The sequence below is a fragment of the Paenarthrobacter nitroguajacolicus genome (assembly GCF_051027655.1).
Classification (GTDB): Bacteria; Actinomycetota; Actinomycetes; order Actinomycetales; family Micrococcaceae; genus Arthrobacter; species Arthrobacter nitroguajacolicus.
Map to the genome: position 1 here is coordinate 115,438 of NZ_CP073234.1, position 23,460 is coordinate 138,897.

Here is a 23,460-nt window from a genome sequence, read left to right on the forward strand (position 1 = left end):
CCCGGACACGTTGCCGGCCCGATGGTCCCCGGACACCAGTAATTCCACCCATCACGCCGAGGTCACCACCCACCTGGACAACGTCCTGCCCGCGCTGGAGTCGTTGCGCTCGCAGTCGGGGCGCTTAGCCGAATGGGGGACCGAACTCGCCAAGCGGCTGCTCTCCGGTCAACGCCTGCTGGCTGCCGGCAATGGCGGCTCAGCGGCTGAGGCGCAGCACCTCACTGCCGAGCTGGTGGGCAGGTTCGACGAGGAGCGAGCACCGTTCTCTGCCATCTCGCTCCATGCAGAATCCTCCGCCGTTACCGCCCTCTCCAACGACTACGGCTACGAGGAAGTCTTCGCCCGCCAGGTACGTGCCCATGGCCGCGCAGGTGATGTCCTCATTCTTTTCTCCACCAGCGGCCGCAGCCCCAACCTGCTCAAAGCCGCACGTGCGGCAAAGGAACGCGGCATCATCACGTGGGGTCTCACCGGTACCGGCCCCAACCCGTTGGCTGACGCCTGCGATCAAGCCATCACCGTTGACGCCATCTCCGCAAACGCCCAGGAAGGCCACCTCATCGCCATCCACGCCGTGTGCCGGGCCTTCGATGCCGAGGTCGCCAGACGGGCGGGATCGTACGGCGCGGCTACCTCCGGAGGGGGTCAACCATGAGGATCACGGTAGTGGGCGACGTCCTCCTCGACGTCGACATCAACGGGAGCGCCACCCGGCTCAGCCCCGACGCGCCGGTGCCGGTAGTCAACGTCGCTGATGTCCGGCGTCGTGCAGGTGGTGCCGGACTGGTTGCTACCGTCCTCGCGCAGGACGGTCACGACGTCGCGCTGGTCACCGCGGTATCGGACGACGACGGCGCCAGCCACCTCAAGCGCGCACTGGCTGGAGTATCGGTGCTCACAGGAGCCCCGCTCGCCCCGACACCTACCAAGACCCGCGTGCGGATCGGGACGCATCCGATGGTCAGGTTCGATGAAGGATGCGCGCCCGCCCCTGTGCCGTCCAGTACGAGGGAAATGCGCACTGCCATTGCCATGGCAGACGCCATTGTGGTGGCCGACTACGGTCGCGGAATCACTGCCAACACTGACATCCGTGCCGCGCTGAGCGAAGCCGCACTTCGCCTCCCAGTGGTGTGGGACCCCCATCCTGCCGGTTCCGAGCCTGTGGAAGGCGTCGCCGTCGTGACGCCCAACCTGGCCGAGGCGCTGGCCTCCGCGAAGGCGGGTGGGTTGGAACCGTCCCGCACAGGTGCCGAAGAAGCCGGCCAATACCTGCGCGAAAAATGGGGAAGTGCTGCAGTTTTGGTAACCATGGGCGAGGACGGGGCGCTCTTGCTGCCAGCTTGTGACCCGGCACAGGGCATTCCCGCGCCCAAGACCACCGTCAGCGATCCTTGCGGAGCCGGCGACCGCCTGGCTGGAAGCCTCGCCGTGCACTTGGGGCTCGGACTGGACCTCGTCCAGGCAGCCACCAAGGCAGTGGAGGATGCATCGGCCTTCCTGGCTGCTGGAGGAGCGGCAGCGCTCGCGGTGGTGGCTGAAGCGCCTGAGGCGAGTCCCGTCGTCGAACTTAAGGGCCTGGAACTGGTTGACACCGAAGACCTGCACCCGGACGGCGTCCAACTGGCTCAGGCTGTGCGGGCCAAAGGCGGCACGGTGGTGGCCACCGGTGGATGCTTTGACCTCCTCCACGCCGGCCACGCCAGGACGTTGGCCGCCGCACGCAGCATGGGCGATTGCCTCATCGTGTGCCTGAATTCCGATGAATCCGTGCGGCGGCTCAAGGGCGCACACCGGCCAATCGTCAGCGTCGAAGACCGCGCGGAGTTGCTGCTGGCACTCGAATGCGTTGACGCCGTGGTGGTCTTCGGCGAGGACACCCCCGAAGCCTGCCTCAGCGAAATCCGGCCCGATATCTGGGTCAAGGGTGGCGACTACACCCCCCAAGAATTGCCGGAAGCCCGCCTGGTTGCGGGTTGGGGAGGGCGGTGCGTCACCGTGCCCTTCCACCCGGCACGCTCCACCAGCGGCCTGGCTGCAGCACTGGCCAAGGTCAGCTGACAACAAGACCGATCAACCGAGAGGAACCGCATGAACACGCAAACACCCGGCCGCGTCATCGTCACTGGAGGCGGCTCCGGCCTTGGCGCTGCGATCGTGGAAGCCATCCGCGACGCCGGCGGCACACCCTTTGTCTTCGACCGCGACGTCAGCAACGTGTCCGGCGCCAAGGCCTTGGAAGTTGACGTCTCCAACCGCGAAGCCGTGGAAGCAGCCGTCAAAGAGGCCGCCGAGACCCTGGGCGGCCTGGACGGAGTGGTGACGGCGGCCGGCATCGACCGCTGCGGCAAGTTGGGCGACGTCCCGGCCGAGGAATGGGAAAAGGTCATCGGAGTGAACCTCCTGGGCACCGTATCCGTGGTCCGTGCGGCGCTGCCGTACCTGAAGGGATCCCGCGGCCGGGCCATCACTATCGCCTCCACGCTCGGCCTCCGGGCGCTGCCCGATGCCACGGCGTACTGCGCCTCGAAGTTCGGCGTGATCGGTTTCAGCCGCGCGCTCGCCGCGGAAACAGGGGGCGTCATCGGCGTCACCACCATCATCCCGGGCGGCATGAAGACGCACTTCTTCGACGACCGCGACGAACAGTACAAGCCGCAGGACGATTCCAAGCTCAACGATCCCGCCAACGTGGCGCAGGCGGTGGTGTTCGCCCTCTCCCAGCCGTTCGGCAGCGAGGTCCGCGAACTCCTTATTTGCCCCGCAGAAGAAGGCTCGTGGCCGTAAGGTCGAGGACGTCCTGAAGAACGTCGGCCACGGCGATGCCGCTCACCACGGTGTCGTCGTGGCCGCAATGCGGTGCCGTCCAGCCCACCTGCGTGATATCCACTCCGCATCGCGGGCACTGCGTCGCCCACGACATATGGATGCGGTGCATGCTCCGGCCGCGCGGTCCTGCGTTGAAGACGTTTCCCACCCAGAAAATACCCACTGTCGGAGTCCCCAAGGCCTGGGCCAGGTGACGGGGCCCGCTGTCGCTGGCCAACATCACTGTTGCCTCCGCCAGGAGCGCGGCCAGGTCTCCAATCTCCAGCTCGCCAGCCACGGAACGCACAGCATGGCGGTCGGCCTCCGGGAGGTGGCGGACCGCGAGTTCCGCCACCTCCTGGGCCAGTGCCTTCTCCGAACGATCACCCACGATCAATACTTGGGCTCCTTCCGCCGCTGCGCCCGCAGCGGCTTGGGCAAAGTTCGACGCCGGCCATCGCCTCCTCGGATCGGTGGCACCCGGGTGGACCACCACCAGCGATCCCCTCTGTGGATCCCTTAGTCCAACGATGTTCTGCTGATGCTCGGGCTTGGGGAGCAGGGGAGGGGAAATGATGGTGGGAGCTCCCGCAAGGCCCGCCACCTCCAGCCACCGGTCTGGCTCGTTCTGGTAGTAGACGTAGTCCAGGTTGCGTTCCAGCGGCTCCGCGTCCTTGGTGCGGGTACCTGCAGTGTGCCGCGCCCCCAGACGGAGCACGAAAGGGTTGGAAAACCGGCCGCCACCGTGCATCTGGAACGCAATATCGAATCCCCTGGCCCGCATTCTCCCGAAGAAGGCCTCCTGTGCCGCCACGTCCTCAGCGTCATCCTCAAAGCGCTCGCCGTTACGGGGACCGTCGTGAACGCCGCGCGCCACGGGGAGCAGTTCGACGTCGTCCACGGGACCTTCCGTCGCGGCCACCACTGCCGCGTGGATCGGGGTGCCCAGCAGCGCGACTGTGGCACCAGGGTATGCATTCTTCAACGCGCTAAGGGCGGGATAGGTGTAGATCAGGTCGCCCAATCCGCCACCCCGGAGGACCGCTATCCGCTTCACGTCGCTGAACTTTTGCAGTACGGGCCCAACTCCGAGGTTCACGTTCATCAGCGGATTCTCCATGGGATGCTTCCTTTCGCTGCCAACGCTGCCCTGCGCTGTTCCGGGCCCGCTCTTTGCCGTGAAACTCCCTGGCCCGGCGTGTGAAGCGCGTGCCGCGGGGTACCTGAGGGGAACAGGAAACTGTTGCCCAACCGGAAGGTACCCCATGGCACGCCTATCCAATCAAGAAGGTCTGGCTGACTGGTTGCCGGGTCGCTTGGCCGAGGAGCGACCTGTTGTGACGGTCATCGGCGATTCCATCCTTGACGGCTGGTGGGATGGAACCATTGAGCGGTTCTGCCGCGAAGCCCCAGCCCCGGTGGTCCAGGTTCAGCGCCGCGACTTTGCCCCGGGCGGTGCCGCCAACACGGCGATGAACCTCGCCGCGATGGGGGCGGACGTTCGTTTCGTTTCACTGGTGGGCGAGGACTCCGGCGGCCACACGCTCCTTGAGCAGCTCAGATCGGCAGGAGTGGACGTATCGCACGTCGTGTCCCATGCCGGAATGACCACCACCACAAAATTCCGCGTTAGCAGCGGCGGGCAGGTGATGCTTCGCTTGGACGATGCCGCCACGGAGGTCCCCGCTGATGGCCTCCGCCAGATGGCCGCTGCCATCCCCGAAGCACTCCGAAACTCGTCAGCTGTGGTTCTCTGCGACTACGGAGCGGGGGCTTTGGACGGTGCGGTGCGGGACGCAATATTCGATCATCTGGGTCCCCGAAACGACGGCCCGGATTTCGCGGAAGCCCGCTCTGCCAATGCCAGGCAGGACACCCTGCTAGTAGTGGACGCTCACTATCCAGGACTTTGGGCACAGCTCAAGCCCGACCTCGCTACCCCCAATGCGCAGGAAGCCGCCAGGCTGCTCGGGACCGAGTTCCCCGGCGGCGCTGCCAGGTGTCCCTTCGTGGAAGCACACGCGGACCAGCTCCTGCGCGCCTCAGGTGCGGCCGCCGTCGTCGTGACTTTGGACCGGGAAGGAACCTTGACGATCCGGCACAACGGCACCTCGCAGAAGCCGGCAACCCACCGGACCTGGGCGCGGCCCCAGGCGGAGAAGCAGGCCTCGGGCGCCGGCGACACTTTCGTGGCCGCGTTGACTATCGCCCGGACCGCGGGATTGCCGCTGACCACCAGCGTGAACCTGGCTCAAGCGGCAGCCGATGTTGTTGTCCACCGGCCAGGTACCTCCGTGTGCACCACTGAAGAACTGGCAAAGCATCTGCGAGGGTTCGCCGATACGGCACTGACGGATTCTGAGTTGGCCCGGCACGTGGAAGAGCACCGAAGCGAGGGCAAGCGGATTGTGCTGACCAACGGGTGCTTCGATGTCCTGCACCGCGGTCACACACGCTACCTTAACCAGGCCAAGCAACTGGGCGACGTATTAGTGGTGGCGCTGAACAGTGATTCTTCCGTGCGGAAGCTCAAAGGCCCGGACCGGCCGGTCAACCACGAAGCCGACCGCGCGGCAGTCATCGCCGCACTGAGCTGCGTGGACCATGTCACGGTGTTCGATACCCCGACCCCCATTCCGCTCATCGAGCTCCTGCGCCCCGACGTCTATGCCAAAGGCGGCGATTACACGCCGGAGATGCTCCAGGAAACCGAAGCCGTGGAACGTTACGGCGGCACAGTCACCATCCTGGATTACGTGCCCGAGCACTCCACTACAGCGGTCCTGGAACGTATTCGTTCCACGGGCGAAGCCCCGCAGACCTGAGGAAACAGCCATGCGTATTGCGATCATCGGTGCAACAGGACACGGCGGCACGGAACTGCTGAAACGGCTCCAGAGGGCACGCTCTGAAGAAGGCGCGGATCTGGAACTGGTGGGCGTCGTCCGGCGGCAACCGGATCCGGACGCCGCTCCGTATCACGGCGTGGAGTGGCACACCCTGGACATCAGCGACACCGAGGACCAACCCGCGCTGGAAGCAGCTTTGACGGGAGCCGATGCCGTGGTTCATCTGGCGTGGCTGATCCAACCGAACCATGACCGGGAGATGCTGCGCCGGACCAATGTGGCAGGAACGGCCCACGTGTTGGCCGCTGCGCGCAAAGCCGGAGTGGGCCACGTCGTGTGCGCGTCATCCGTAGGGGCGTACTCGCCGGCTCCCAAGGACCAACGGACCAAGGAAGACTGGCCAACGGATGGCATCCGCAGCTCGCACTACAGTGCGGACAAGGCGGCACAGGAACGGCTCCTGGACGGTTTCGCTAAGGAGAATCCGGACATAGTTGTGGCCCGGCTCCGCCCCGCGCTGATGTTCAGTGCAGGTGGCGGGAGTGAGGTTGGCCGCTACTTCCTGGGACGTGTCCTGCCTCGACTAGTTCCGCGTAAGCCGTGGCTCCCGCTGCTTGCCGTCCCCAAGGAGATGGTGTTCCAAGCCGCCCACACGGCCGACGTCGCTGATGCTTACTGGCGTGTGTTGGAGCGAAAGGCGGAAGGTGCTTTCAACATCGCCGCCGAGCCGGTCATAGACCCCAACGCCTTGGCGTGGATTTTCAACGCCCGGCGGGTGATGCCGTTCCCGCTGTCGGTGCTGCGCGCCGTCGTCGAGGTCAGTTGGCGACTCCGTCTGCAGGTGACCGACGGCGGCTGGGTGGACATGGCGGCCAACGCGCCCATCATGGACACGGCCCGGGCGCACGCACTGCTGGGTTGGTCACCACAGCATTCCTCGTTGGAGTCACTGGCGGAAATGCTGGACGGGATCGGTGCAGGAAAGGGTCGGAAGGGCTCGCCGCCGCTGAAACCGCGCTAGCCCTCACTCGGACGACAACACCACTGTCAGGATCCGGCGCAGGCTCATGGCCACAGATGCCGGAGCGTTCACCGGGGACTGACCGGCGGCGGCCTCAGCCACTGCGTTGCTGAGTGCCGAGATGCTGTCCTTCGCTTCCGTCAGGCGGTTGGCCAGCTCACCGTTCTCTGCGTCGCGCCAATGGTCAATCACGGCCGCGGTCGTCTCCAAGGCCTCGGAAAGGTTGCCCACCACGGCATCCGGGATCACCGTCCCCGCGTCTTTTTCCCAGATGGCGCTGGCCAGGACATCGGTGATGTCCTGGACGTGGAAGGTGAGGCGTTCAAGGGTCCGCAAACCAGCTAGGTCGCCGGGCAGGCGGGTTGCGCGACGACGGGACCGGGGATTCGCTTTGGCGCTCAGCTCAGCTTGGTGCACCGCCGTCCGCACAGCTGCCGCGGTGAGTGAGAGTTCGTCACTGCGGCTCGCCCACGCCTCATGATTGGGCGGCCAGGACTCCTCCATGGCCCGGGCCATGTCCTTGAGTTGCCGGGACAAAGCTTCCTGATGGCCTGCGATGGCGGGATCGATGTCCTCCAGGTGCAGGGGTGGGAAGATCAGCCAGTTCACAGCGAAGCCTACGGCCACACCCAAGGCCATCTGCAGAACGTACGCAAAAGAGAAACCCTGTGCGTTGGAGTCGCCCAGCACCAACACGAACAGTGCGGCCATGGGAATCCATTCAGACGCACTGCCCAGCCGGGGAAGGCCGCCGATGAGCACGCCGAGTCCTACCACCACGGCAACAGCTAATGCCGTGGGTGCGGCGACGGTGGTGATGGCGAAGGCCATGCCGATTCCCAACACCAGCCCCACCAGGCTTTGGAGCCCATGTTTGGCGGAGGCCGCCACGGTTGGATGCATGCTCACCAAGGCGCCCAGCGGTGCGTAGTAGGGATACTCGGCGGCGGGGCCCGGCATGAACGGGGCAAGATACCAGGCCAAGCCGGCCGCGACAGCAGTCTTGGCGGCGAACAGGAGGCGGTGGCGTGTGACGGTTTTTCGAAGCGCGGGAACCAGCCGTCGCCTGAAGGGCATTTGGCTCATCAACCCAACGTTGGCAGGTCTGGCCCCACCTGTCGAGCGGAGAAAGCCGAAAGTGGGCTACAGCATCTTTTGGAAATTGTGGTGATTAGAACCTTGGTTAGCGGGTACACACCCATTGATAGTAACGATACTTACTATCCCGGCTGCTGTCCGCAGCCTGCCAACTGTGGAAAGAGAGCGATAATGACTGAGAGCAAATCGCCGCAGGACGGAAGCTTCGCGGCGCCAAACACCGGTGCCCATGCAGGCACCGAACCGTTCACGGGAAACTACCTGGACTCGGCCGATGTTGAGACTCAAACTGCTGGAACCACCGGAATCAGTGGAACCCACACTGTTTCGGGAACCGGCTCCGACAGCTCCGGCAAGGTGGACACCGCCAAGGAGGAAGCTGCGGGAGTAGCAGGCGCCGTAAGTGACGCCGCCGGCGGAGTCGTGGACACCGCCAAGACCGAGGCCGGACACGTGGCCCACGAAGTCAAGGTGAATGCCCGGCAACTGCTGACGCAGACCAAGGGTGAGTTGAGCGACCAGGCCCAGGCCCAGCAGCAGCGTGTTGCCGAAGGTTTGCGGTCCATTTCCGACGAACTCTCCACCATGGCCAACTCGACCGAAAACGGTGGTGTTGCCACGGACTTGGTCCAGCAGGCAGCCCAGCGTTCCTCCTCCGTTGCCCAGTGGTTGGAAGGCCGGGATCCCGGCTCGCTTCTGGATGAAGTCAAGGGTTTCGCACGCCGCAAGCCAGGAACCTTCCTGCTGCTGGCTGCCGGTGCCGGTGTCCTCGCTGGCCGTCTCGGCCGGGGCATGGCAGGCAACGCCTCCGATGCGGCCTCCGCAAGCGGCACGCCAGCCACCACGGAGACGCCTCGCGCCGTTTACTACCCAACCCAGGGTGGCGCGGTAACTCCTCCGGCAGTGGACCTCCCCGGACCGACGGCCACCACCGCCGGATATGGTTCGGCCACCACCACCGGCTACGACGCAGGTACCACGGGCGGCTACGACGGGTCCACGCTTCCTTACCCGGAGACCGAGGCCGGTGGCGTTAAGGCCCAGGGCGACCCGCTGGCAGGACCGCTCGATCCCGATGACCCCCAGTATGGAGGTCACCGATGAGCAGTCCCGCCGATCTGCCTCCCACAGAAGCCCACGTGAAGGCGGAGACCCTTCCCCTCGGTGAGCTCCTGAGCGACCTGACGCGCGACGTTTCCACGTTGATGCGCCAGGAAGTGGAGCTGGCCAAAGCGGAACTGAAGGAGTCCGCCACCAAGGCCGGCAAGGGCGCGGGAATGCTGGGCGGAGCTGCATATGCCGGCCACATCACCGTGCTGTTCCTTTCCATTGCCCTTTGGTGGGCTTTGGGTCAGCTTGTTGGCTTGGGATGGTCCGCCGTTATTGTCGCGGTCATCTGGGGCATCGTTGCAGCAGTTTTGGCTGCCAAGGGCCGCAAAGAACTTAACACCATCAAGGGCATGCCGCAGACCGCCGAGACGGTCAAAGAAATACCCCCCGCTTTGAAACCGAACACTGAGGAGACACGATGACGCAGAACCCCGACGCCCTGCGCGCCGATATCGAAGAAACTCGCCGGCGGCTCAGTACCAACGTTGATGCCGTGGCGGACAAGGTCACGCCCTCGCACATCGTCAATCGCAGGGTAGACAAGATCAAGTCCGCTGTGTTCGGCGCCCGCGACGACGTCAGCGATGCTGCAGGCAACGCTGCACACCGGGCCGGGGACGCTGTCTCCGGCGTGGCCAGCAACGTTTCCGGCGCCGTCTCGGACATCGGCGATGCCCCGCAGGTGATCACGCGGAAGGCCCAGGGCAGCCCGATCGCCGCTGGCCTTATTGCGTTCGGCGCAGGCTTGCTGGTGTCCTCGCTGTTCCCGGCCTCGGAAAAGGAGCGCGAAGCTGCCCAAGCCGTCAAGGAAGCAGCCCAGCCCCTGACCGATGAGCTGAGCCACGCGGCCCAGGAAGTTGCGGAGCACCTGCGCGAGCCTGCACAGGACGCAATGCAGAACGTCAAGGACAGTGCCACGGAAGCTGCCGCCAACGTCAAGGATGAAGGCCAGGCAGCCGCCGCCGACGTTCAGGACCGCGCCCAGACGGCCAAGGACAACGTCAGCAACCAGTAAGTTGCCGCGCTGACACAACCTAAGGGTGCGCTGACCCAACTGAGTCGCAGCAGAGGCCGTTTTGAACGTTCAAAACGGCCTCAACTGCGACTCAGCTGGGTTTGCTGCGCCCGGTCTTGGATCAGCGCACTTCGAGGATCAGTTGCAGCAAGCGGGCGGCGGCTGGACGGGCGGCGTGTTCCTCTGCCCACTGCGCACGTGCCAAGGCTTTGCTCACGGCTTGGGTAGTAATGCCGAGCTCCTGGGCTACGGCTTTCTGTTGGCCCCGGACACCCGGAGTAAGCAGATCCAGTACCCGCCATTCCGCCGCGCTCCTATGAAGCACGATGTGCCCGAGGAGCCGCAGCACGGCTTCGGCTTCAGAAGCCAGTGCCGGGAGGGGGCCATCAACGGCTACGGGAATACGTTCCTTGCCGCTACGCAGTCGATCGACAGCCCGCCGGGCGTAAACGAGGCTATGCCCCGAGGCATCCTTGACCAGGTTGGGCAGCGGCTCATTGATGGGCCCCACGCCGATTCCCACGTACCACTGGCCTGTCCGGAGTGCGATCAGGGCCGTCTCCACAGCTTGGTGGCTGCATTCGACGATTCCCTGCACCTCATCCTCAACCGAGCGGTCAAAGTCGAGCCTCGCGGGAATGTGCCGCAGGTCCTTGAGCAGCTGCGGTACGAGGTCGCCGTCGCGGCGGCTATCGCGTTGGTTGATGGTGAGAGTGAACATAGTTGATCACATGCTACCGGCTGGTAGCCGCTCTGCAAGGGCAAAATTTGCCTGCTGTTCAGTCAAGCGCCGTACGTCCGGTCAGTACGACGGCGGGCAACGCACCTGATGTGGCGCGGACGGCATCGGCCATTCCTGCCTGACGAAGACTTTCCTGGACTGCCATGACCAAGGGCCGCGGATCCTCGTCGGAGGCGAAGACCCAGAAGGTTTCCCGGGCTTGGAAAACCAAGGCATTGCGCCCGCCGGCACCCAACGAAACCTTCTGGCGGGCCACCAATCGGCGGTCGGGATCACTGCCGTCAGCCGTGGTCAGCGCTTTGAGGCTCCCGGGAGCGATGTCACTCCAGGGAAATAGCACCTGTGTCTGCTTTTGGGAGTACTTGGCCACCATCCCGCGGTCAAAAACCAGCAGTTTCCGGAAGCTCCCAAGAAAAGTCATGCCCCACAGCAACAAGCCGGTGAGGACGCTTGCGGTGACGAACAGTACCGGATCGTTGAAGTGCCCGGCCTCCCTGGTGGAGCGAATTGGGCTGACGAATTCGGCAATGGTCCCGAAGACGAAGCCCACTACCAAGCAGGGGATCAACGCCTTCCAGAAGATCCTGCGAGAGGATGCAACATAGCGAAGCTGGCCAAGCTCAGGCTCGAGCCTGCGCTCCACCCGGCGAACCAGCCAATTACGGCCGCGCATCCGGACGCTGGCCGTAGAGGTTGGGCAGGTTCCGCCGCTCCGCTTCGGCTGCCTGATCTGCGGCCATCGCCTTGGGGTCCGGGACCGGCGGCTGGCCTTGGGCGATTCCCGAGCGCCGGTCAATAGCTGCAAACTTCGGGTCCCAAGTGTCGTCTCCGCCGCCGCTTAGTGCGGAGGCAATGAGCATCACCACGAAGAACGGGAAGAAGGACCAGCAGATGGCACGCCAACCGCCCAACCAAGCTCCCGCCGTCTTGCCGTTCTTGATCCGAACTGAGCGCATGCCGGCCGCGGCGTCGCCAACGCTGCCCGCGGATCCCCAGATCATGCCGTAAGCGAATAGACCTACGAACCACAGGACAACATACAGCGTCAGCCACAAACCGTCGTTGTACACGAGCGCCGAGCCGCTGTTCATCATGGCTTCACGGACCACAGCAGCGATCACGGCCAGAACCATGTAGCCAACCAGGAACACCACCGCATCCAAGGCGCGGCCCCAGAAGTGGGCGCCTCCCGAGGCCTTGACGAAGTACGCGCCGGTTTCAGGATGGCGGCGAACGGGGCGGCCGTTGACAGCGTCAAGCAGGCCTGTGAGGGTGGTGGTCTTCGAAGTGCTCATGAGGGGCTTTCAGCTCGACGGCGGTGTACGGCTTGGGTGCTTAGCGTCAGGCCAGTCCCGCAAGCCCACCGAGGACGCGGGCCAACGATGGTGCTGAGGTTTCCTGCAGCTCGAAGGACACCGATTCGGTCTGCTCCGAGAGGCCGGATTGTGGGGAACCCTCCACACGCGGTGTCAGCACGTGAACGCCGGAGGGGCCGGTGTACACGGTAACCGTGGGGAACTCGTTGGTATTGGAGTTGAAGGCCACTACGTTGCTGGCGGCCTGGGTGTCGGCCAAGGCCGTGGCGGCGTGCGCCTCGAACTGGGCTTCCGTGTAGAGGGTAGGTTCGGTATCGCGGGCTGCAGCCTGCTGGGGGTCTACGAACTCGGCCAGGCGCGGAACCAGCTGATCGCGGGTGACAACGGTGAAGCCGTGCAGGCCACTTTCGTCCACTTCTTCGAGCAGAACGCCTTCATCGTGCAGGTAGCCGTAGAGCCAGCGCTTGCCGGTGGACACGGTGCGTTCCACGGAGACTACGCTGCTACCGCTGCGGCGCAGGGTGAGTGCGCCCGTGATTTCTTCGGTGGCGTGCAAGCGCGAGGGCTCGGTTTCACCCTCGAAGACCACCGGGTAAACGAGTTCCTTGGCGAGCAGGCCGCGCAACGCGATAGCGCACATCAGTTCCTTGCTTGCGTCCTGGGCAGAAAGCCACGGCAGGGCAACAAGCTGCTCATGCTGAACACCGTCCAGGGCCACAACTTCTTCATCGGTCAGCGTTGGCAAAGGCGCGCCGATCGCGCTGGCCGAGGAAAGGACCTTGGCCGCGGCCTCAATGTCCCGCTGGGTCCATTTCATGGTGCTGGTGGTCATCCGAATATCCCTCCGACAAAGTTTCCGACTGACTTGGCGGCGTCACTGACCCCGTCTGCCACCTTACTGCCTACGTCCTTGGCGAAGCCTGCCACCTCCTTGGCCCCGTCAGCGATGTAGCTGCCGGGGTTGCGGGCGAAGTTGCTGATGGAGTCCCAGTTGTCGGCTACGAGGTTACCCAACGCCCAAGCGCCCGCAACGATGCCGGCGCCGATCACGATGGGAGCACCGATCGGCCCCAGGAGTGCCGCGCCGCCGGCTGTCATGAGCATGATGCTGCCAACGCCGCCAACTACGGACAAGCCGCCGGCGACGCGGTCACCAGTGCCACGCCAGCCGTCGTGCTCGGGGTTGATCATGTCGCTGATGCCGCCCACGATGTTGAGCGGCGCCGCCAGGGCTCCGGCAATGCGAAGGCCCTTGGAGAACTTGCTGGCCTCCTGGAAGGCCTGGCTGTACGGGATGTTGGCTTTGAGGTCGGTGAGGACATCAGTGACTTTCTCACCGTTACGCAGCGCGGTCATGGCGTCACGGACCACTGTCCCGCCGGCCCGCCAATTGGTCAGGACTTCGCGGGTCTTCACCCATTCTGCGTTGCCGAGCTTGAGGTACTTGTACGCCGTCCACAGCGGAGCGGCCAAACCCTTGACGCCCATGGCGGTGTCGTAGACGTCCTTGAGGACACCAACCGAGGTGCCTGAACCATCATTGTGGCTGGCGAACTCCTGCTGGTTGGCGTGCTTCTTCAGCTGGCCCGCATTTTCGCGCAGCATGTTGGCGGCCTTCATAAGGCTCTGCCGGTGCTGGCTGTTCCAGTCGCCCTTGAATACCGTGGCATCCCGGCCTTGCCACGCCGTGGAGGAGTTGATTGCGTTGGACAACTGCGTGCTTTGCAGGCTGATGGCGTCGGCGGCTTTGCCCATCACACCCGCCAGACTGCGAAGCTGCGCGATGTCCGCGCCGTAGAACCCAGCCATATGGAACCCCCTGTGAACATGCATCGAAAAGTCTGGTCCCAGCCTAGGCGGACCCGCAAGCTGCCGCGATGGGGAGACATGCCCATGTGTATAAACCGTTAAAGAACGACGGCGGCAGGTGGGTCCCTGAGGAACCGCACCAGCCGCCGTCGAGCGTCAGGCGTCTAGAGCCTGTAAATCAGTGGCCTTCGGCCGAGAAGCGCTTGATGGAAGCTTCCAGCTCGGCTTCGGCAGCGGCGCGGTCGCCCCAGCCTTCAGCCTTGACCCACTTGCCGGGCTCCAGGTCCTTGTAGCGCGTGAAGAAGTGCTCGATTTCCTTGACCAGGAATTCGCTGACATCGCTGACTTCCTGGATGTGGTCGAAACGTGCGTCAACGGGGACGCAGAGCACCTTGGCGTCTCCGCCTCCGTCGTCGGTCATGTTGAAGACGCCGATGGGGCGCGATTCAACGATGACGCCCGGGTGCAGGTCGAAGTCCTGCAGGAGCACCAATGCGTCCAGCGGGTCGCCGTCTTCGCCCAGGGTGTTCTCAAAGAAACCGTAGTGCGTGGGGTACTGCATGGAGGTGAACAGGACGCGGTCCAGGCGGACACGGCCGGTTTCGTGGTCAACTTCGTACTTGACGCGCGATCCCTTGGGGATCTCGATGGTCACGTCGTGCTTCATGGAATGCTCCTTGACGGGTGTGGGTGGGGCGCGGCAGGCAAAAGCGCAGCCGGCGCCGCCGACTACTATTGAGGATATAGCGAGAGGCCCGGGTTTCTTGAACCGGCGGGGACATTTCAGGACTGACAGGACCAAGCAACTGCATGAAGGGCGTTAAAAACGGGGGTGCCCGCAAACGGGTGCCCGCGGCGTGGGGGCGCTTTACATGGCCGGTGCTACTGACCTCCGTTTTGCTGTGCCTCGGCGCCGTTGTGGCTGCGGGGATGTTTCCGAACCTGCTCAGTTTCCCCAAGCCCCCACCACCCATTCCCTCCTGGCAGCAGGTGCCGGACCGCCTCTCGGGGGCTGACAGTGTGCTCCCGTTGGATGCGTCAGCGCCTATCCCGGTTGCGGGTGAGGTCGCAAAGCTGCTCGACGCCACGCTCAAGCCGGACGGTGCGGGCAGCATCAGCGGCGTGGTGATGGACGCGTCCACGGGCCAGATCCTTTTCGATCGCGAAGCCAACGCCAACCGCATCCCGGCCTCGAACATGAAGCTGTTGACCGCAGCCGCTGCGTTGAAGGCGCTCGGTCCCGAGTCGCGGTTCACCACCCGCGTGCTCGCCTCTGACAATCCCTCCACAGTGGTGCTGACCGGGGGAGGAGACGTTCTACTGGGCGCTTCCGCTTCCGAGCCCACAGCTGTTCTTGGCCGCGCCGGACTCGCGTCTTTGGCTGCGGACACGGCTGCTGCTTTGGCGTCGGCCGGAGTGCAGGGACCAATCACCGTACAAGTTGACGACTCGCTTTTCAGCGGCGCGCCCCTTAACCCCGCATGGAGTCTGGACGATGTCGCCGCCGGCGAAACCGCGCCATTGTTCTCCCTGGCGTTGAACTCCGGCCGTTACGCCCCGGACGTCCTGACCGGCCCCCGACCGCAGGATTCCGCAATCACCACCGCCCAGGCCTTCGCCGAGCAGTTGGCGGCGGCCGGCGTGACGGTGACTCCCGGCGTCGAACGCGGTAAGGGCCTCCCCGCCAGAGAGTTGGCTGCTGCCGAATCCGCCACTGTGAACGAGCAAGTGGACCTCATGCTTGAGTCCTCGGACAACTTCCTCGCCGAAGCGCTGGGACGGATGACCGCTTTGGCTTCCGGTCAAAAGGCCACGTACGACGGCGCTACTGCGGCCGTGCGGCAAAGGCTGGCGGAGTTGGGGATCGCCACGGATTCGATGCAGTTGGCTGACGTCTCCGGCCTTGCCTTGGAGAATCAGGTCACGGCCCGCCAGTTTGCCGAGGTTGTCCGGGCTATCACCAGCGGGCCGGACCTTGCCTTGCGCGCCGCCCTCGACGGTTTCCCCGTGGCTGGACTCACCGGGACCCTGAATGACCGGTACGGCGAGGCAGGTACGTCGGAGGGCGCAGGACTGGTGCGCGCCAAGACCGGGACATTGAATACCGTGATCGCGTTGAGTGGCTACGTGGTGGATTCAGATGGCCGGTTGCTGGTGTTCTCCTTTATAGGCAACGGCCTGGACCCGGGAGCCGCGGGCAACAAGGTGGCCATGGACCGTTCGGCGTCGGTGTTGGCCTCGTGCGGGTGCCGGGCCTAGCCCTCCGCGTGGAGCGAACTTAAGGCACACTGTCAGCCTCGTGTGGTGTGATGGACCGTATGGTGTCTTCTGCCCGAGAATCGTCAGCCGGGGCCCCGTCCCTGATCAATTGGGACTTGGCCGCCTCTACGGCCGCCCGGCTTGCCCCTCCCGGTCCGGAGCTTAGCGCCGGGGAGATCGGCAAAGCCGTGGACAATCTGCGCTTCAACGCGGATATCTCCGTCCCGCACGTGCACGACATTACCGGCCTGGATGCCGCGAGGGACCTGCGGGATTCGCACGTTTTGGTGGTGGATCGTGCCTCATGGTCCAAGGCGAATACCCAGAGCTTCTCCGTGATGCTCCAGCCCGCGCTGAAGAAGATGGTGGAGAGCCGCAGTGGAGTCGCGATGACCCCGGCCGCGGCCGCTGCCAGCGGTGCCATCACCGGCACCCAACTTGGCGCCGTGCTCGCGTTCCTCTCCAGCAAAGTCCTCGGCCAGTACGACCCCTTTGCTGCGCTGGCCCCGGATTCCAACGTTCCCGCGGGCGGCCGGCTCCTGTTGGTTGCGCCGAACATCATCTCCGTGGAGCGCGAACTCAACGTTCACCCGGACGACTTCCGCCTCTGGGTTTGCCTGCACGAACAAACCCACCGGGTCCAGTTCGCCGCCGCGCCCTGGCTCCGGCACCACATGCTGGATGAAATCGAGAAGCTCAGCGGCAATCTCCTGGGCAACATGGATACGTTGGTTGAACGTGCCGGCGCTGTAGCCAAGTCCCTGCGCGACCGTAACCCCTCCGAGAAAACTCCGGGCCGTGGCGCCATACTGGACCTCCTCCAGAACCCGGAGGAAAAGGCGTCCCTGTCCCACATCACGGCCGTCATGAGCCTCCTCGAAGGTCACGCCAACGTGGTGATGGATGCCGTGGATTCGAGCATTGTTCCCTCCGTGAAGACCATCCGCCAGCGCTTCAACGAACGTGGCAAGGACCGTGGCGTGGTGGAGAAGTTCATCCGCAACCTCCTCGGCCTGGACGCCAAGATGCGCCAGTACACAGATGGCGCCAAGTACGTCCGTGAAGTTGTTGCCGTTGCTGGTATGGAGGGCTTCAACCGGGTGTGGGAATCCGCTGACTACCTGCCCACCGAGGAAGAGATTCACAACTCCAGGCTTTGGCTTGAGCGGATGGGGCTTTGAGCGTACCTGCCGGTTCCGCCGTCGGTTCTTCAGGTAAGGGTCGACGGCGGCCCGGGCGTTTGGCCCCGGTCGTCGGCAAGGCCCGCAAGCAGTTGCAGAACGGGTTGGCTTCTGCGGGTTACCCATCACATGTGCTTGTAGCCTGCAGCGGAGGCCCGGATTCCTTGGCTTTGGCGGCCATCGCGGCCTACTTCGCCAGACGAGGCCATGTGGACGGACACCCCGTGTCTGTGGCGGGCGTAGTGGTGGATCATCAACTACAACCTGGTTCCGGGGAAGTTGCTTCCCGGACTGCTGCCGTCTTGCGCGAACTGGGACTATTTCCGGTGGAAGTGCGCACTGTGGAAGTCGCTGCCACTGGATTTGGGCCCGAGGCTGCGGCCCGGGATGCCCGTCATGCTGCCTTGGAGTCCGCCGCCGACCAGCTGGGTTGTGACGCGATCCTGCTCGGCCACACCCTGGACGACCAAGCCGAACAAGTACTCCTGGGCTTGGCTCGTGGGTCCGGAACGCGGTCCCTTGCTGGCATGCGGCCCGTTCGCGGACGCCTGCTCCGGCCCTTCCTCGGCCTTCGTCGGGAGGAGACCTTGGAAATCTGCCGGGTGGAGGAGTTGTCTCCCTGGCATGATCCCAGCAATTCCGATCCCGCGTTCGCCAGGTCCCGAACGCGTGTTGAAGTGATGCCCGTGTTGGAAGAGAAGCTGGGCCCCGGCGTCGCCGAATCTCTGGCACGGACTGCTGCCATCCTGCAGCAAGATGCCGATTTCCTCGAAGATCTGGCCAAGGAGACCTATCTCTCACTTGTCCAGCGGGAAGGCGGTGACGCCTGGCTTCCCGAGGACGCCGTTCGTGAACTGCCCGCAGCGCTCAGGTTCCGTGTCATCGCTAAGGCGGCGGCCGACGTCGGGGGTCAACAACCCGGTTACGGACGCCTCCAAGCTGCGGAAGCCCTGCTTCGCCGGCAAGGATCGGCAGGGCCCGTTGAGCTTCCCGGCCACGTGAGTGTGTACCGTTTGTCCCTCAGTGATTTGGAGCAGGAACGGTCTGATACATCAGGTGGTTCAGCTGCAGATGCGACTGGAGATCCAGCCAAGGGCGGTCCCCGCGAAGCCGCGCGCTGTGGGAAGCTAGTATTCCGGCATCAGAAACCGTCCCAACAGTAGCCGCACCCGAGCATCAAAACAGGAGCCATTGGTGGATTCAAACGACGTCCAGGCAGATCTCAAGCACGTTCTTTACACCAAAGAGCAGATCCAAACGCGTATCGCGGAACTCGCGGCGCAGATCGACAAGGACTATGAAGGACGCGACATCCTCATCGTCGGTGTCCTCAAGGGCGCTGTCATGGTCATGGCCGACCTCGCCCGTGCACTGCACAGCCACGTCAGCATGGACTGGATGGCTGTCTCGTCCTACGGCTCGGGCACCCAGTCCTCCGGTGTTGTCCGGATCCTCAAGGACCTCGACACCGACCTCATGGGCAAGGACGTCCTGATCGTCGAGGACATCATTGACTCCGGCCTCACCTTGTCCTGGCTCAAGTCAAACCTCGAATCCCGTGGCACGGCCAGTGTCGAAATCTGCACGGCTTTCCGCAAGCCGACCGCTGCCAAGGTGGAAATCGACGTCAAGTACGTCGGCTACGACATCCCCAACGAGTTCGTCGTAGGTTACGGTCTCGACTACGCCGAGAAGTACCGCAACCTGGACTTCGTGGGCACCCTGGCCCCGCACGTTTACGAGTAAGCCCGCTCTTTACGTTTACCCGTACACGCCGCGCCCTTTCCGCCATTTGCACCTGTACCCTCTGGTGCGTTTGGCGGGAGCGGGTGCGGCGTTGGGGCTTAAGGGGTGCACCGGGCGGGAGTGGGTGCAGGAAGCGGGTAGCGGGAACTTGAATGCCTGAACCTGCCACAGTGCCAATCCCTGGCGCTAAACTAAACCATGACCGGTGCCCCTGCCCGTCTTTTGGCGTGGTTCGCCGTCGTGGCGACACTCCTCACAGCCTGCACTCCTGCGGTCGATCTCACCGAGACTGATGCCGGTCATCCAATCGCGACCTCTTCCGCCGCGCCCACCCCGGGGGACGTCGCCGCCATCCCGTCAACCAGTGTCACGCAGTCTGCGATTCCGCCACCGCCGGCACCACCACCCCCTCCGCCTGCACCACCTGCCGCGCCCCAGGCTTTCGCTATTAACCTCTACCAAGAGGGGGACTTCGTTCCGCAGTACACCTTTGACTGGTGTGTTGCTGCAAGCATTCAGATGGCGCACAACCTCATCGACGATACCGGGGGCGGTTCGTGGGCATCCTCCGCGCAGCAAAGCGAACTGTGGGAGATGGCCCGTGCACGGTCATCCAATTCCTTCAACGGCGCCAACCCGCGGGGTTGGGCACAGGTGCTGACCGAAGTTGGAATGGGGCCATATACCGTGGTCAGCATCGCCACCTATGACGACACGCTGCAGACGGCGGCCCGCGCCATCACTGAGACTGGCCGACCAGTGGGGTTGGTCATGTGGAGTGGTCGTCATGCCTGGGTCATGAGTGGTTTTCAGTCGATAGGTGATCCCGCGCAGTTCCCGGAGTTTCAAGTCACCGGGGTACACGTCCTGGATCCGCTCTACCCTTATGGCAGCGGACAATGGGGTCCGTCCCCAGAGCCCAACAGCCTGCTCTCCCCGGAACAGCTGGCCACGCAGTTCGTGGTCCGGGAGCCGCGTCGCTGGAGCACTGACCTGCCCACGGGTTACCTTCTGGTCCTCCCAGTCGCCGCGGCCTGACCGGTCCAGCCCGTCATGCCACACGCAGGGACCGCAGGCCTCCATCGTTCAAGATTCGTGTGAACGCCCTTGGATTCATCATGTCGGACCAGTCCCAGCGAACAACGGTGAGGCCCAGTGCCCGCAGTCCGTTCTCCCGGGCTTTCTCGGCCATGACTGCCTGTTGGATGGTCTGGTTTCCCCGCAGTTCTTTTCTCCGATACTTCCCATAGCCATCAAATTCCCCCACCAGATCGAGTTCGGGCCACCAAAAATCTGTTCGGGCGGTACGTCCGGTTTTCAAGGTAAATGAACCTTGAAGGCTGGGGACGGGGAAGTTGAGCAGAATCATTTGCGCGCGACTCATGGATTCCCCCACCGACTCGGACTTGTCCGTGGACAATTCGAGAATCATGCCGGCGCGTCGTTTCCTTGACTGATTGGTGAGGGCGGAGACAGCTCCAGTCAGCTCGTCCAGGCCCGACGGAGGACCCCATGGCTTGTGTTTGTTCCAATCGTCGACTTCAAGAGGGTCGCCCCACCTTTGGTTCCGCCGGCTGGAGTCCACAATGGCTAAGGCCTCAGCAAAGTTCAGGGAAGCGGCCAGCTCTATTGTCGTGCGAATCTTGTCCGTGACCCGGAATGCGCCGAGTTGGGTTACTCCGCTGTCACCGGCGCCGAATCTTCTCCGGATCCCATGTTTTGATCGACCACCGCTTAGGTCCGAAGTCACAGTGCACAAATGCTTCGGCACGCCCACGACGCCAAGCCCCCAGAGGAGTGCCGCCGTCTGGAAATTGAAGATGGGAGGGGTCCTGGTGGTATTGACCAGGGCAGCTGCTTGAAGTCCGTGCCGTTGGCGCTCGTTCAATTCCGCCCAATAAGCAGAACGGGCGTAAGCGCCCCGTCGGACTCGGACCAATTCGCCGCGTTTGGCCTGCTTCGCGAGCTGGCGCGCATCCTGTCCAATCCGTGTCGCGTCAGAGGCGAATATGAGTTCTTGAAAGGCCATGGGTCTACGCTCCCCGGTCACGGGCGAAGCCGAAAGCTCCAGCCTCAGCTATGTGGAAAACGGCCAAGAAAGGGCCGCCCCCTTTTCCGCCCTTCGCGCCCGGTAGTGGCCTCGCTCGCACCCTTTGCCGCCGTTCGCACCAGTGGTTACGGGGGCGATTGGCGTGAACGGGTGCGCCCGCCCTCGCCAGTACACGCCGCACCAAAGCCCCCAACGCAGCACAAAACCCTGTTACAGCACGCACAACGCGAGTATCCTGTGTACGCCCAGAGGGAACTTTTGGACTTTCCGATGCGTGAATTACTGGGAACGGTGTATAGCTTGAAACTGAAGCAGCACCACTCGCGCGCAGAAGTTGCGCCTTGCAGCACTACCAGGAGGGACGGGGCAAAACCCCGATCAGATGAAAGCTAAGAGTTTCTTCAAGGGCCCGGGCATCTGGATTGTTGTCGTCGTTGGCTTGCTCCTGGTGGCATTCGCAACACTGGCTCCGGGCGGTTCCACGCGCATTGACACCAAAGACGGCCTCGAGCTCCTTTCCCAAAGCGGGAAGGTTGAGCAGGCCAAGATTTTCGACGCCGAGAACCGCGTTGACCTGGTGCTTAAGGACAACCTGAACCTGGACGGCCAGGACAAGGGCAAGAACGTTCAATTCTTCTACGTCACGGATCGTGGTCCGGATGTGGTGAAGGCTGTCACCAACGCCAACCCGGACAAGGGCTTCACTGACCAGCCGGTGGAGAACAACTGGTTCTCCGGCCTGTTTTCCCTGCTGATCCCCGTGCTGCTGCTCGGTGTCCTGTTCTGGTTCCTGCTTTCCCGCATGCAGGGTGGCGGCTCCAAGGTGATGCAGTTCGGCAAGTCCAAGGCAAAGCTGGTCAACAAGGACATGCCCCAGGTGACCTTCTCTGACGTCGCCGGTGCTGACGAGGCCGTGGAAGAGCTCCAGGAAATCAAGGAGTTCCTCCAGGAACCAGCCAAGTTCCAGGCCGTTGGCGCCAAGATCCCCAAGGGTGTGCTGCTCTACGGCCCTCCAGGTACCGGTAAGACGCTGCTTGCCCGCGCTGTCGCCGGCGAGGCTGGCGTTCCCTTCTTCTCCATCTCCGGCTCGGACTTCGTTGAGATGTTCGTCGGCGTCGGTGCTTCCCGTGTTCGCGACCTCTTCGAACAGGCCAAAGCAAGCTCACCAGCCATTATCTTCGTTGACGAAATCGACGCCGTTGGTCGTCACCGTGGTGCCGGTATCGGCGGCGGTAACGATGAGCGCGAGCAGACGCTGAACCAGCTCCTCGTCGAGATGGACGGCTTCGACGTGAAGACCAACGTCATCCTCATCGCGGCCACCAACCGTCCCGACGTCCTGGACCCCGCGCTGCTGCGCCCGGGCCGTTTCGACCGCCAGATCACCGTGGAAGCCCCGGATATGATCGGCCGCGAACAGATCCTCAACGTCCACGCCAAGGGTAAGCCGATGGCCCCGGGCATCGACCTCAGGGGTGTTGCCAAGAAGACTCCCGGATACACGGGTGCGGACCTGGCCAACGTCCTGAACGAAGCTGCCCTGCTGACTGCGCGTTCAAATGCCAATCTGATCGATGACCGCGCACTGGACGAAGCAATCGACCGCGTCATGGCCGGCCCGCAGAAACGCAGCCGCGTCATGAAGGAACTCGAGCGCAAAATCACCGCTTACCACGAAGGTGGCCACGCCCTGGTTGCTGCTGCCCTTCGCAACTCTGCCCCGGTCACCAAGATCACCATCCTTCCCCGTGGCCGTGCGCTCGGCTACACCATGGTGATCCCGGAAGACGATAAGTACTCGGTCACCCGCAACGAACTGCTCGACCAGATGGCCTACGCCATGGGCGGGCGTGTTGCTGAGGAAATCGTGTTCCATGATCCCTCCACGGGTGCTTCCAACGACATCGAAAAGGCCACCTCCACGGCCCGGAAGATGGTCACCCAGTACGGCATGAGCGAGCGTGTTGGCGCCGTGAAGCTGGGCCAGGGCGGTGGCGAACCGTTCCTCGGCCGCGACGCCGCGCAGGAGCGCAACTTCTCCGACCAAATCGCGTACGTTGTGGACGAGGAAGTACGCCGTCTGATCGACCAGGCTCACGATGAGGCCTACGCCATCCTCACGGAAAACCGGGACGTTTTGGACCGCCTGGCGCTGGAACTGCTGGAGCGGGAAACACTGAACCAGACGGAGATCGCCGAGATCTTCCACGACATCCGGAAGCGCGATTTCCGCGAGATCTGGCTGTCCAAGGAATCCCGTCCGGTCCAGTCCATCCCGCCCGTCGAATCCCGCGCTGAAAAGGCGGAACGCGAAGCCCAGGAAGAGGCCAAAAAGGCCCGGCTGGACGAGCCTTTGGACGTAGTAGCACCCCACGCCCAGGGAGTCAGCAGCCAGGAGTCATTCCAAGCCCCGCAACCCGACGGCGGCAACGACCACCCGCATCACGGCTAAG

23 protein-coding genes are annotated in these 23,460 nt (G+C 63.8%); 14 read left to right on the plus strand and 9 right to left on the minus strand.

From position 1 onward, the window contains the following. The first annotated feature begins 10 nt into the window (after positions 1-10). Genes KCX59_RS00580 through KCX59_RS00590 form a run of 3 tightly spaced genes read left to right on the plus strand, consistent with a single transcriptional unit; the run spans position 11 to position 2,790 of the window. Entirely contained in the window at positions 11-658 is a 648-nt protein-coding gene (locus KCX59_RS00580) for a D-sedoheptulose-7-phosphate isomerase (protein ID WP_256871509.1), read from the plus strand. Continuing rightward, the gene (locus KCX59_RS00585; protein ID WP_179018086.1) at positions 655-2,064 is read left to right on the plus strand and encodes a PfkB family carbohydrate kinase; all 1,410 of its coding nucleotides are present in this window, start codon (positions 655-657) and stop codon (positions 2,062-2,064) included. Before KCX59_RS00580 ends, KCX59_RS00585 begins: the two co-directional genes overlap by 4 nt. A 30-nt stretch (positions 2,065-2,094) precedes the next feature. Further along, complete coding sequence (locus KCX59_RS00590; protein ID WP_091464488.1) at positions 2,095-2,790, plus strand: SDR family oxidoreductase; 696 nt, start codon at positions 2,095-2,097, stop codon at positions 2,788-2,790. Here KCX59_RS00590 and KCX59_RS00595 read toward each other — a convergent pair. Continuing rightward, complete coding sequence (locus tag KCX59_RS00595; RefSeq protein WP_256871502.1) at positions 2,756-3,931, minus strand: glycosyltransferase family 9 protein; 1,176 nt, start codon at positions 3,929-3,931, stop codon at positions 2,756-2,758. The genes KCX59_RS00590 and KCX59_RS00595 overlap by 35 nt on opposite strands. 145 nt (positions 3,932-4,076) lie before the next feature. Here KCX59_RS00595 and rfaE2 point away from each other — a divergent pair, with 145 nt between their 5' ends. Both rfaE2 and KCX59_RS00605 read left to right on the plus strand, forming a co-directional pair. Then, positions 4,077-5,636 carry a D-glycero-beta-D-manno-heptose 1-phosphate adenylyltransferase gene (gene rfaE2, locus KCX59_RS00600; protein WP_179018088.1) on the plus strand — a complete coding sequence of 520 codons (1,560 nt, stop codon included), beginning with the start codon at positions 4,077-4,079 and terminating at the stop codon, positions 5,634-5,636. 10 nt (positions 5,637-5,646) lie between these two features. Continuing rightward, positions 5,647-6,681 (plus strand): NAD-dependent epimerase/dehydratase family protein, encoded by a 1,035-nt coding sequence (locus tag KCX59_RS00605; protein ID WP_179018089.1) that lies wholly within the window; start codon positions 5,647-5,649, stop codon positions 6,679-6,681. A 3-nt stretch (positions 6,682-6,684) separates the two neighbouring features. Here the strand turns inward: KCX59_RS00605 and KCX59_RS00610 are convergent, their stop codons facing one another. Further along, positions 6,685-7,767, minus strand: a complete 1,083-nt coding sequence (locus KCX59_RS00610; RefSeq protein ID WP_256870653.1) for an FUSC family protein — start codon at positions 7,765-7,767, stop codon at positions 6,685-6,687. A gap of 183 nt (positions 7,768-7,950) precedes the next feature. Here KCX59_RS00610 and KCX59_RS00615 point away from each other — a divergent pair, with 183 nt between their 5' ends. The 3 genes from KCX59_RS00615 to KCX59_RS00625 are packed head-to-tail and all read left to right on the plus strand — an operon-like array spanning position 7,951 to position 9,904. Beyond that, positions 7,951-8,883 (plus strand): hypothetical protein, encoded by a 933-nt coding sequence (locus tag KCX59_RS00615; protein ID WP_218649423.1) that lies wholly within the window; start codon positions 7,951-7,953, stop codon positions 8,881-8,883. Further along, complete coding sequence (locus tag KCX59_RS00620; RefSeq protein ID WP_011772900.1) at positions 8,880-9,311, plus strand: phage holin family protein; 432 nt, start codon at positions 8,880-8,882, stop codon at positions 9,309-9,311. The genes KCX59_RS00615 and KCX59_RS00620 overlap by 4 nt, the downstream gene beginning before the upstream one ends. Beyond that, complete coding sequence (locus KCX59_RS00625) at positions 9,308-9,904, plus strand: DUF3618 domain-containing protein (protein WP_178994792.1); 597 nt, start codon at positions 9,308-9,310, stop codon at positions 9,902-9,904. Before KCX59_RS00620 ends, KCX59_RS00625 begins: the two co-directional genes overlap by 4 nt. A gap of 121 nt (positions 9,905-10,025) precedes the next feature. Here KCX59_RS00625 and KCX59_RS00630 read toward each other — a convergent pair whose 3' ends face one another. The 6 genes from KCX59_RS00630 to KCX59_RS00655 form a co-directional block, all read right to left on the minus strand. Continuing rightward, positions 10,026-10,625: a hypothetical protein gene (locus KCX59_RS00630; RefSeq protein WP_091464502.1), complete on the minus strand. Its 600-nt coding sequence runs from the start codon at positions 10,623-10,625 to the stop codon at positions 10,026-10,028. Positions 10,626-10,683: 58 nt separating this feature from the next. Then, positions 10,684-11,319, minus strand: coding sequence for a hypothetical protein (locus KCX59_RS00635; protein ID WP_179018090.1), 636 nt, complete (start codon positions 11,317-11,319; stop codon positions 10,684-10,686). Further along, the gene (locus KCX59_RS00640; protein ID WP_179018091.1) at positions 11,306-11,941 is read right to left on the minus strand and encodes an RDD family protein; all 636 of its coding nucleotides are present in this window, start codon (positions 11,939-11,941) and stop codon (positions 11,306-11,308) included. Before KCX59_RS00640 ends, KCX59_RS00635 begins: the two co-directional genes overlap by 14 nt. 46 nt (positions 11,942-11,987) lie before the next feature. Further along, complete coding sequence (locus KCX59_RS00645; protein WP_178994795.1) at positions 11,988-12,794, minus strand: hypothetical protein; 807 nt, start codon at positions 12,792-12,794, stop codon at positions 11,988-11,990. Continuing rightward, positions 12,791-13,771, minus strand: a complete 981-nt coding sequence (locus tag KCX59_RS00650; protein ID WP_178994796.1) for a hypothetical protein — start codon at positions 13,769-13,771, stop codon at positions 12,791-12,793. Before KCX59_RS00650 ends, KCX59_RS00645 begins: the two co-directional genes overlap by 4 nt. 178 nt (positions 13,772-13,949) lie before the next feature. Beyond that, positions 13,950-14,438 (minus strand): inorganic diphosphatase, encoded by a 489-nt coding sequence (locus tag KCX59_RS00655; RefSeq protein WP_014920365.1) that lies wholly within the window; start codon positions 14,436-14,438, stop codon positions 13,950-13,952. Positions 14,439-14,581: 143 nt separating this feature from the next. Between KCX59_RS00655 and dacB the strand changes: the two genes are divergently transcribed. The 5 genes from dacB (at position 14,582) to KCX59_RS00680 (ending at position 19,995) form a co-directional block, all read left to right on the plus strand. Beyond that, entirely contained in the window at positions 14,582-16,030 is a 1,449-nt protein-coding gene (gene dacB / locus KCX59_RS00660) for a D-alanyl-D-alanine carboxypeptidase/D-alanyl-D-alanine endopeptidase (RefSeq protein WP_179018092.1), read from the plus strand. A gap of 59 nt (positions 16,031-16,089) precedes the next feature. Next, on the plus strand, positions 16,090-17,211 hold the full coding sequence (locus tag KCX59_RS00665) for a zinc-dependent metalloprotease (RefSeq protein ID WP_179018111.1): 1,122 nt from the start codon (positions 16,090-16,092) through the stop codon (positions 17,209-17,211). Between the two features lie 92 nt (positions 17,212-17,303). Beyond that, on the plus strand, positions 17,304-18,374 hold the full coding sequence (gene tilS / locus KCX59_RS00670; protein ID WP_179018112.1) for a tRNA lysidine(34) synthetase TilS: 1,071 nt from the start codon (positions 17,304-17,306) through the stop codon (positions 18,372-18,374). A gap of 31 nt (positions 18,375-18,405) precedes the next feature. Then, positions 18,406-18,957 carry a hypoxanthine phosphoribosyltransferase gene (gene hpt / locus KCX59_RS00675; protein ID WP_011772910.1) on the plus strand — a complete coding sequence of 184 codons (552 nt, stop codon included), beginning with the start codon at positions 18,406-18,408 and terminating at the stop codon, positions 18,955-18,957. A 198-nt stretch (positions 18,958-19,155) separates the two neighbouring features. Beyond that, complete coding sequence (locus tag KCX59_RS00680; RefSeq protein WP_179018093.1) at positions 19,156-19,995, plus strand: hypothetical protein; 840 nt, start codon at positions 19,156-19,158, stop codon at positions 19,993-19,995. Positions 19,996-20,008: 13 nt separating this feature from the next. On the opposite strand, the gene KCX59_RS00685 is transcribed toward KCX59_RS00680, so the two are convergent. After that, positions 20,009-20,986 (minus strand): type IV toxin-antitoxin system AbiEi family antitoxin domain-containing protein, encoded by a 978-nt coding sequence (locus KCX59_RS00685; RefSeq protein ID WP_179018094.1) that lies wholly within the window; start codon positions 20,984-20,986, stop codon positions 20,009-20,011. 403 nt (positions 20,987-21,389) lie between these two features. Here KCX59_RS00685 and ftsH point away from each other — a divergent pair, with 403 nt between their 5' ends. Continuing rightward, positions 21,390-23,459 (plus strand): ATP-dependent zinc metalloprotease FtsH, encoded by a 2,070-nt coding sequence (gene ftsH / locus KCX59_RS00690; RefSeq protein ID WP_017198273.1) that lies wholly within the window; start codon positions 21,390-21,392, stop codon positions 23,457-23,459. The last annotated feature ends 1 nt before the right edge of the window (position 23,460 follow it).

Coding starts and splice junctions, on each gene's coding strand:
- KCX59_RS00585 (WP_179018086.1), top strand. CDS start 655: ATGAGGATCACGGTAGTGGGCGACGTCCTCCTCGACGTCGACATCAAC.
- KCX59_RS00590 (WP_091464488.1), top strand. CDS start 2,095: ATGAACACGCAAACACCCGGCCGCGTCATCGTCACTGGAGGCGGCTCC.
- KCX59_RS00595 (WP_256871502.1), bottom strand. CDS start 3,931: ATGGAGAATCCGCTGATGAACGTGAACCTCGGAGTTGGGCCCGTACTG.
- rfaE2 (WP_179018088.1), top strand. CDS start 4,077: ATGGCACGCCTATCCAATCAAGAAGGTCTGGCTGACTGGTTGCCGGGT.
- KCX59_RS00605 (WP_179018089.1), top strand. CDS start 5,647: ATGCGTATTGCGATCATCGGTGCAACAGGACACGGCGGCACGGAACTG.
- KCX59_RS00610 (WP_256870653.1), bottom strand. CDS start 7,767: ATGAGCCAAATGCCCTTCAGGCGACGGCTGGTTCCCGCGCTTCGAAAA.
- KCX59_RS00615 (WP_218649423.1), top strand. CDS start 7,951: ATGACTGAGAGCAAATCGCCGCAGGACGGAAGCTTCGCGGCGCCAAAC.
- KCX59_RS00620 (WP_011772900.1), top strand. CDS start 8,880: ATGAGCAGTCCCGCCGATCTGCCTCCCACAGAAGCCCACGTGAAGGCG.
- KCX59_RS00625 (WP_178994792.1), top strand. CDS start 9,308: ATGACGCAGAACCCCGACGCCCTGCGCGCCGATATCGAAGAAACTCGC.
- KCX59_RS00630 (WP_091464502.1), bottom strand. CDS start 10,625: ATGTTCACTCTCACCATCAACCAACGCGATAGCCGCCGCGACGGCGAC.
- KCX59_RS00635 (WP_179018090.1), bottom strand. CDS start 11,319: ATGCGCGGCCGTAATTGGCTGGTTCGCCGGGTGGAGCGCAGGCTCGAG.
- KCX59_RS00640 (WP_179018091.1), bottom strand. CDS start 11,941: ATGAGCACTTCGAAGACCACCACCCTCACAGGCCTGCTTGACGCTGTC.
- KCX59_RS00645 (WP_178994795.1), bottom strand. CDS start 12,794: ATGACCACCAGCACCATGAAATGGACCCAGCGGGACATTGAGGCCGCG.
- KCX59_RS00650 (WP_178994796.1), bottom strand. CDS start 13,771: ATGGCTGGGTTCTACGGCGCGGACATCGCGCAGCTTCGCAGTCTGGCG.
- KCX59_RS00655 (WP_014920365.1), bottom strand. CDS start 14,438: ATGAAGCACGACGTGACCATCGAGATCCCCAAGGGATCGCGCGTCAAG.
- dacB (WP_179018092.1), top strand. CDS start 14,582: ATGAAGGGCGTTAAAAACGGGGGTGCCCGCAAACGGGTGCCCGCGGCG.
- KCX59_RS00665 (WP_179018111.1), top strand. CDS start 16,090: ATGGTGTCTTCTGCCCGAGAATCGTCAGCCGGGGCCCCGTCCCTGATC.
- KCX59_RS00680 (WP_179018093.1), top strand. CDS start 19,156: ATGACCGGTGCCCCTGCCCGTCTTTTGGCGTGGTTCGCCGTCGTGGCG.
- KCX59_RS00685 (WP_179018094.1), bottom strand. CDS start 20,986: ATGGCCTTTCAAGAACTCATATTCGCCTCTGACGCGACACGGATTGGA.
- ftsH (WP_017198273.1), top strand. CDS start 21,390: ATGAAAGCTAAGAGTTTCTTCAAGGGCCCGGGCATCTGGATTGTTGTC.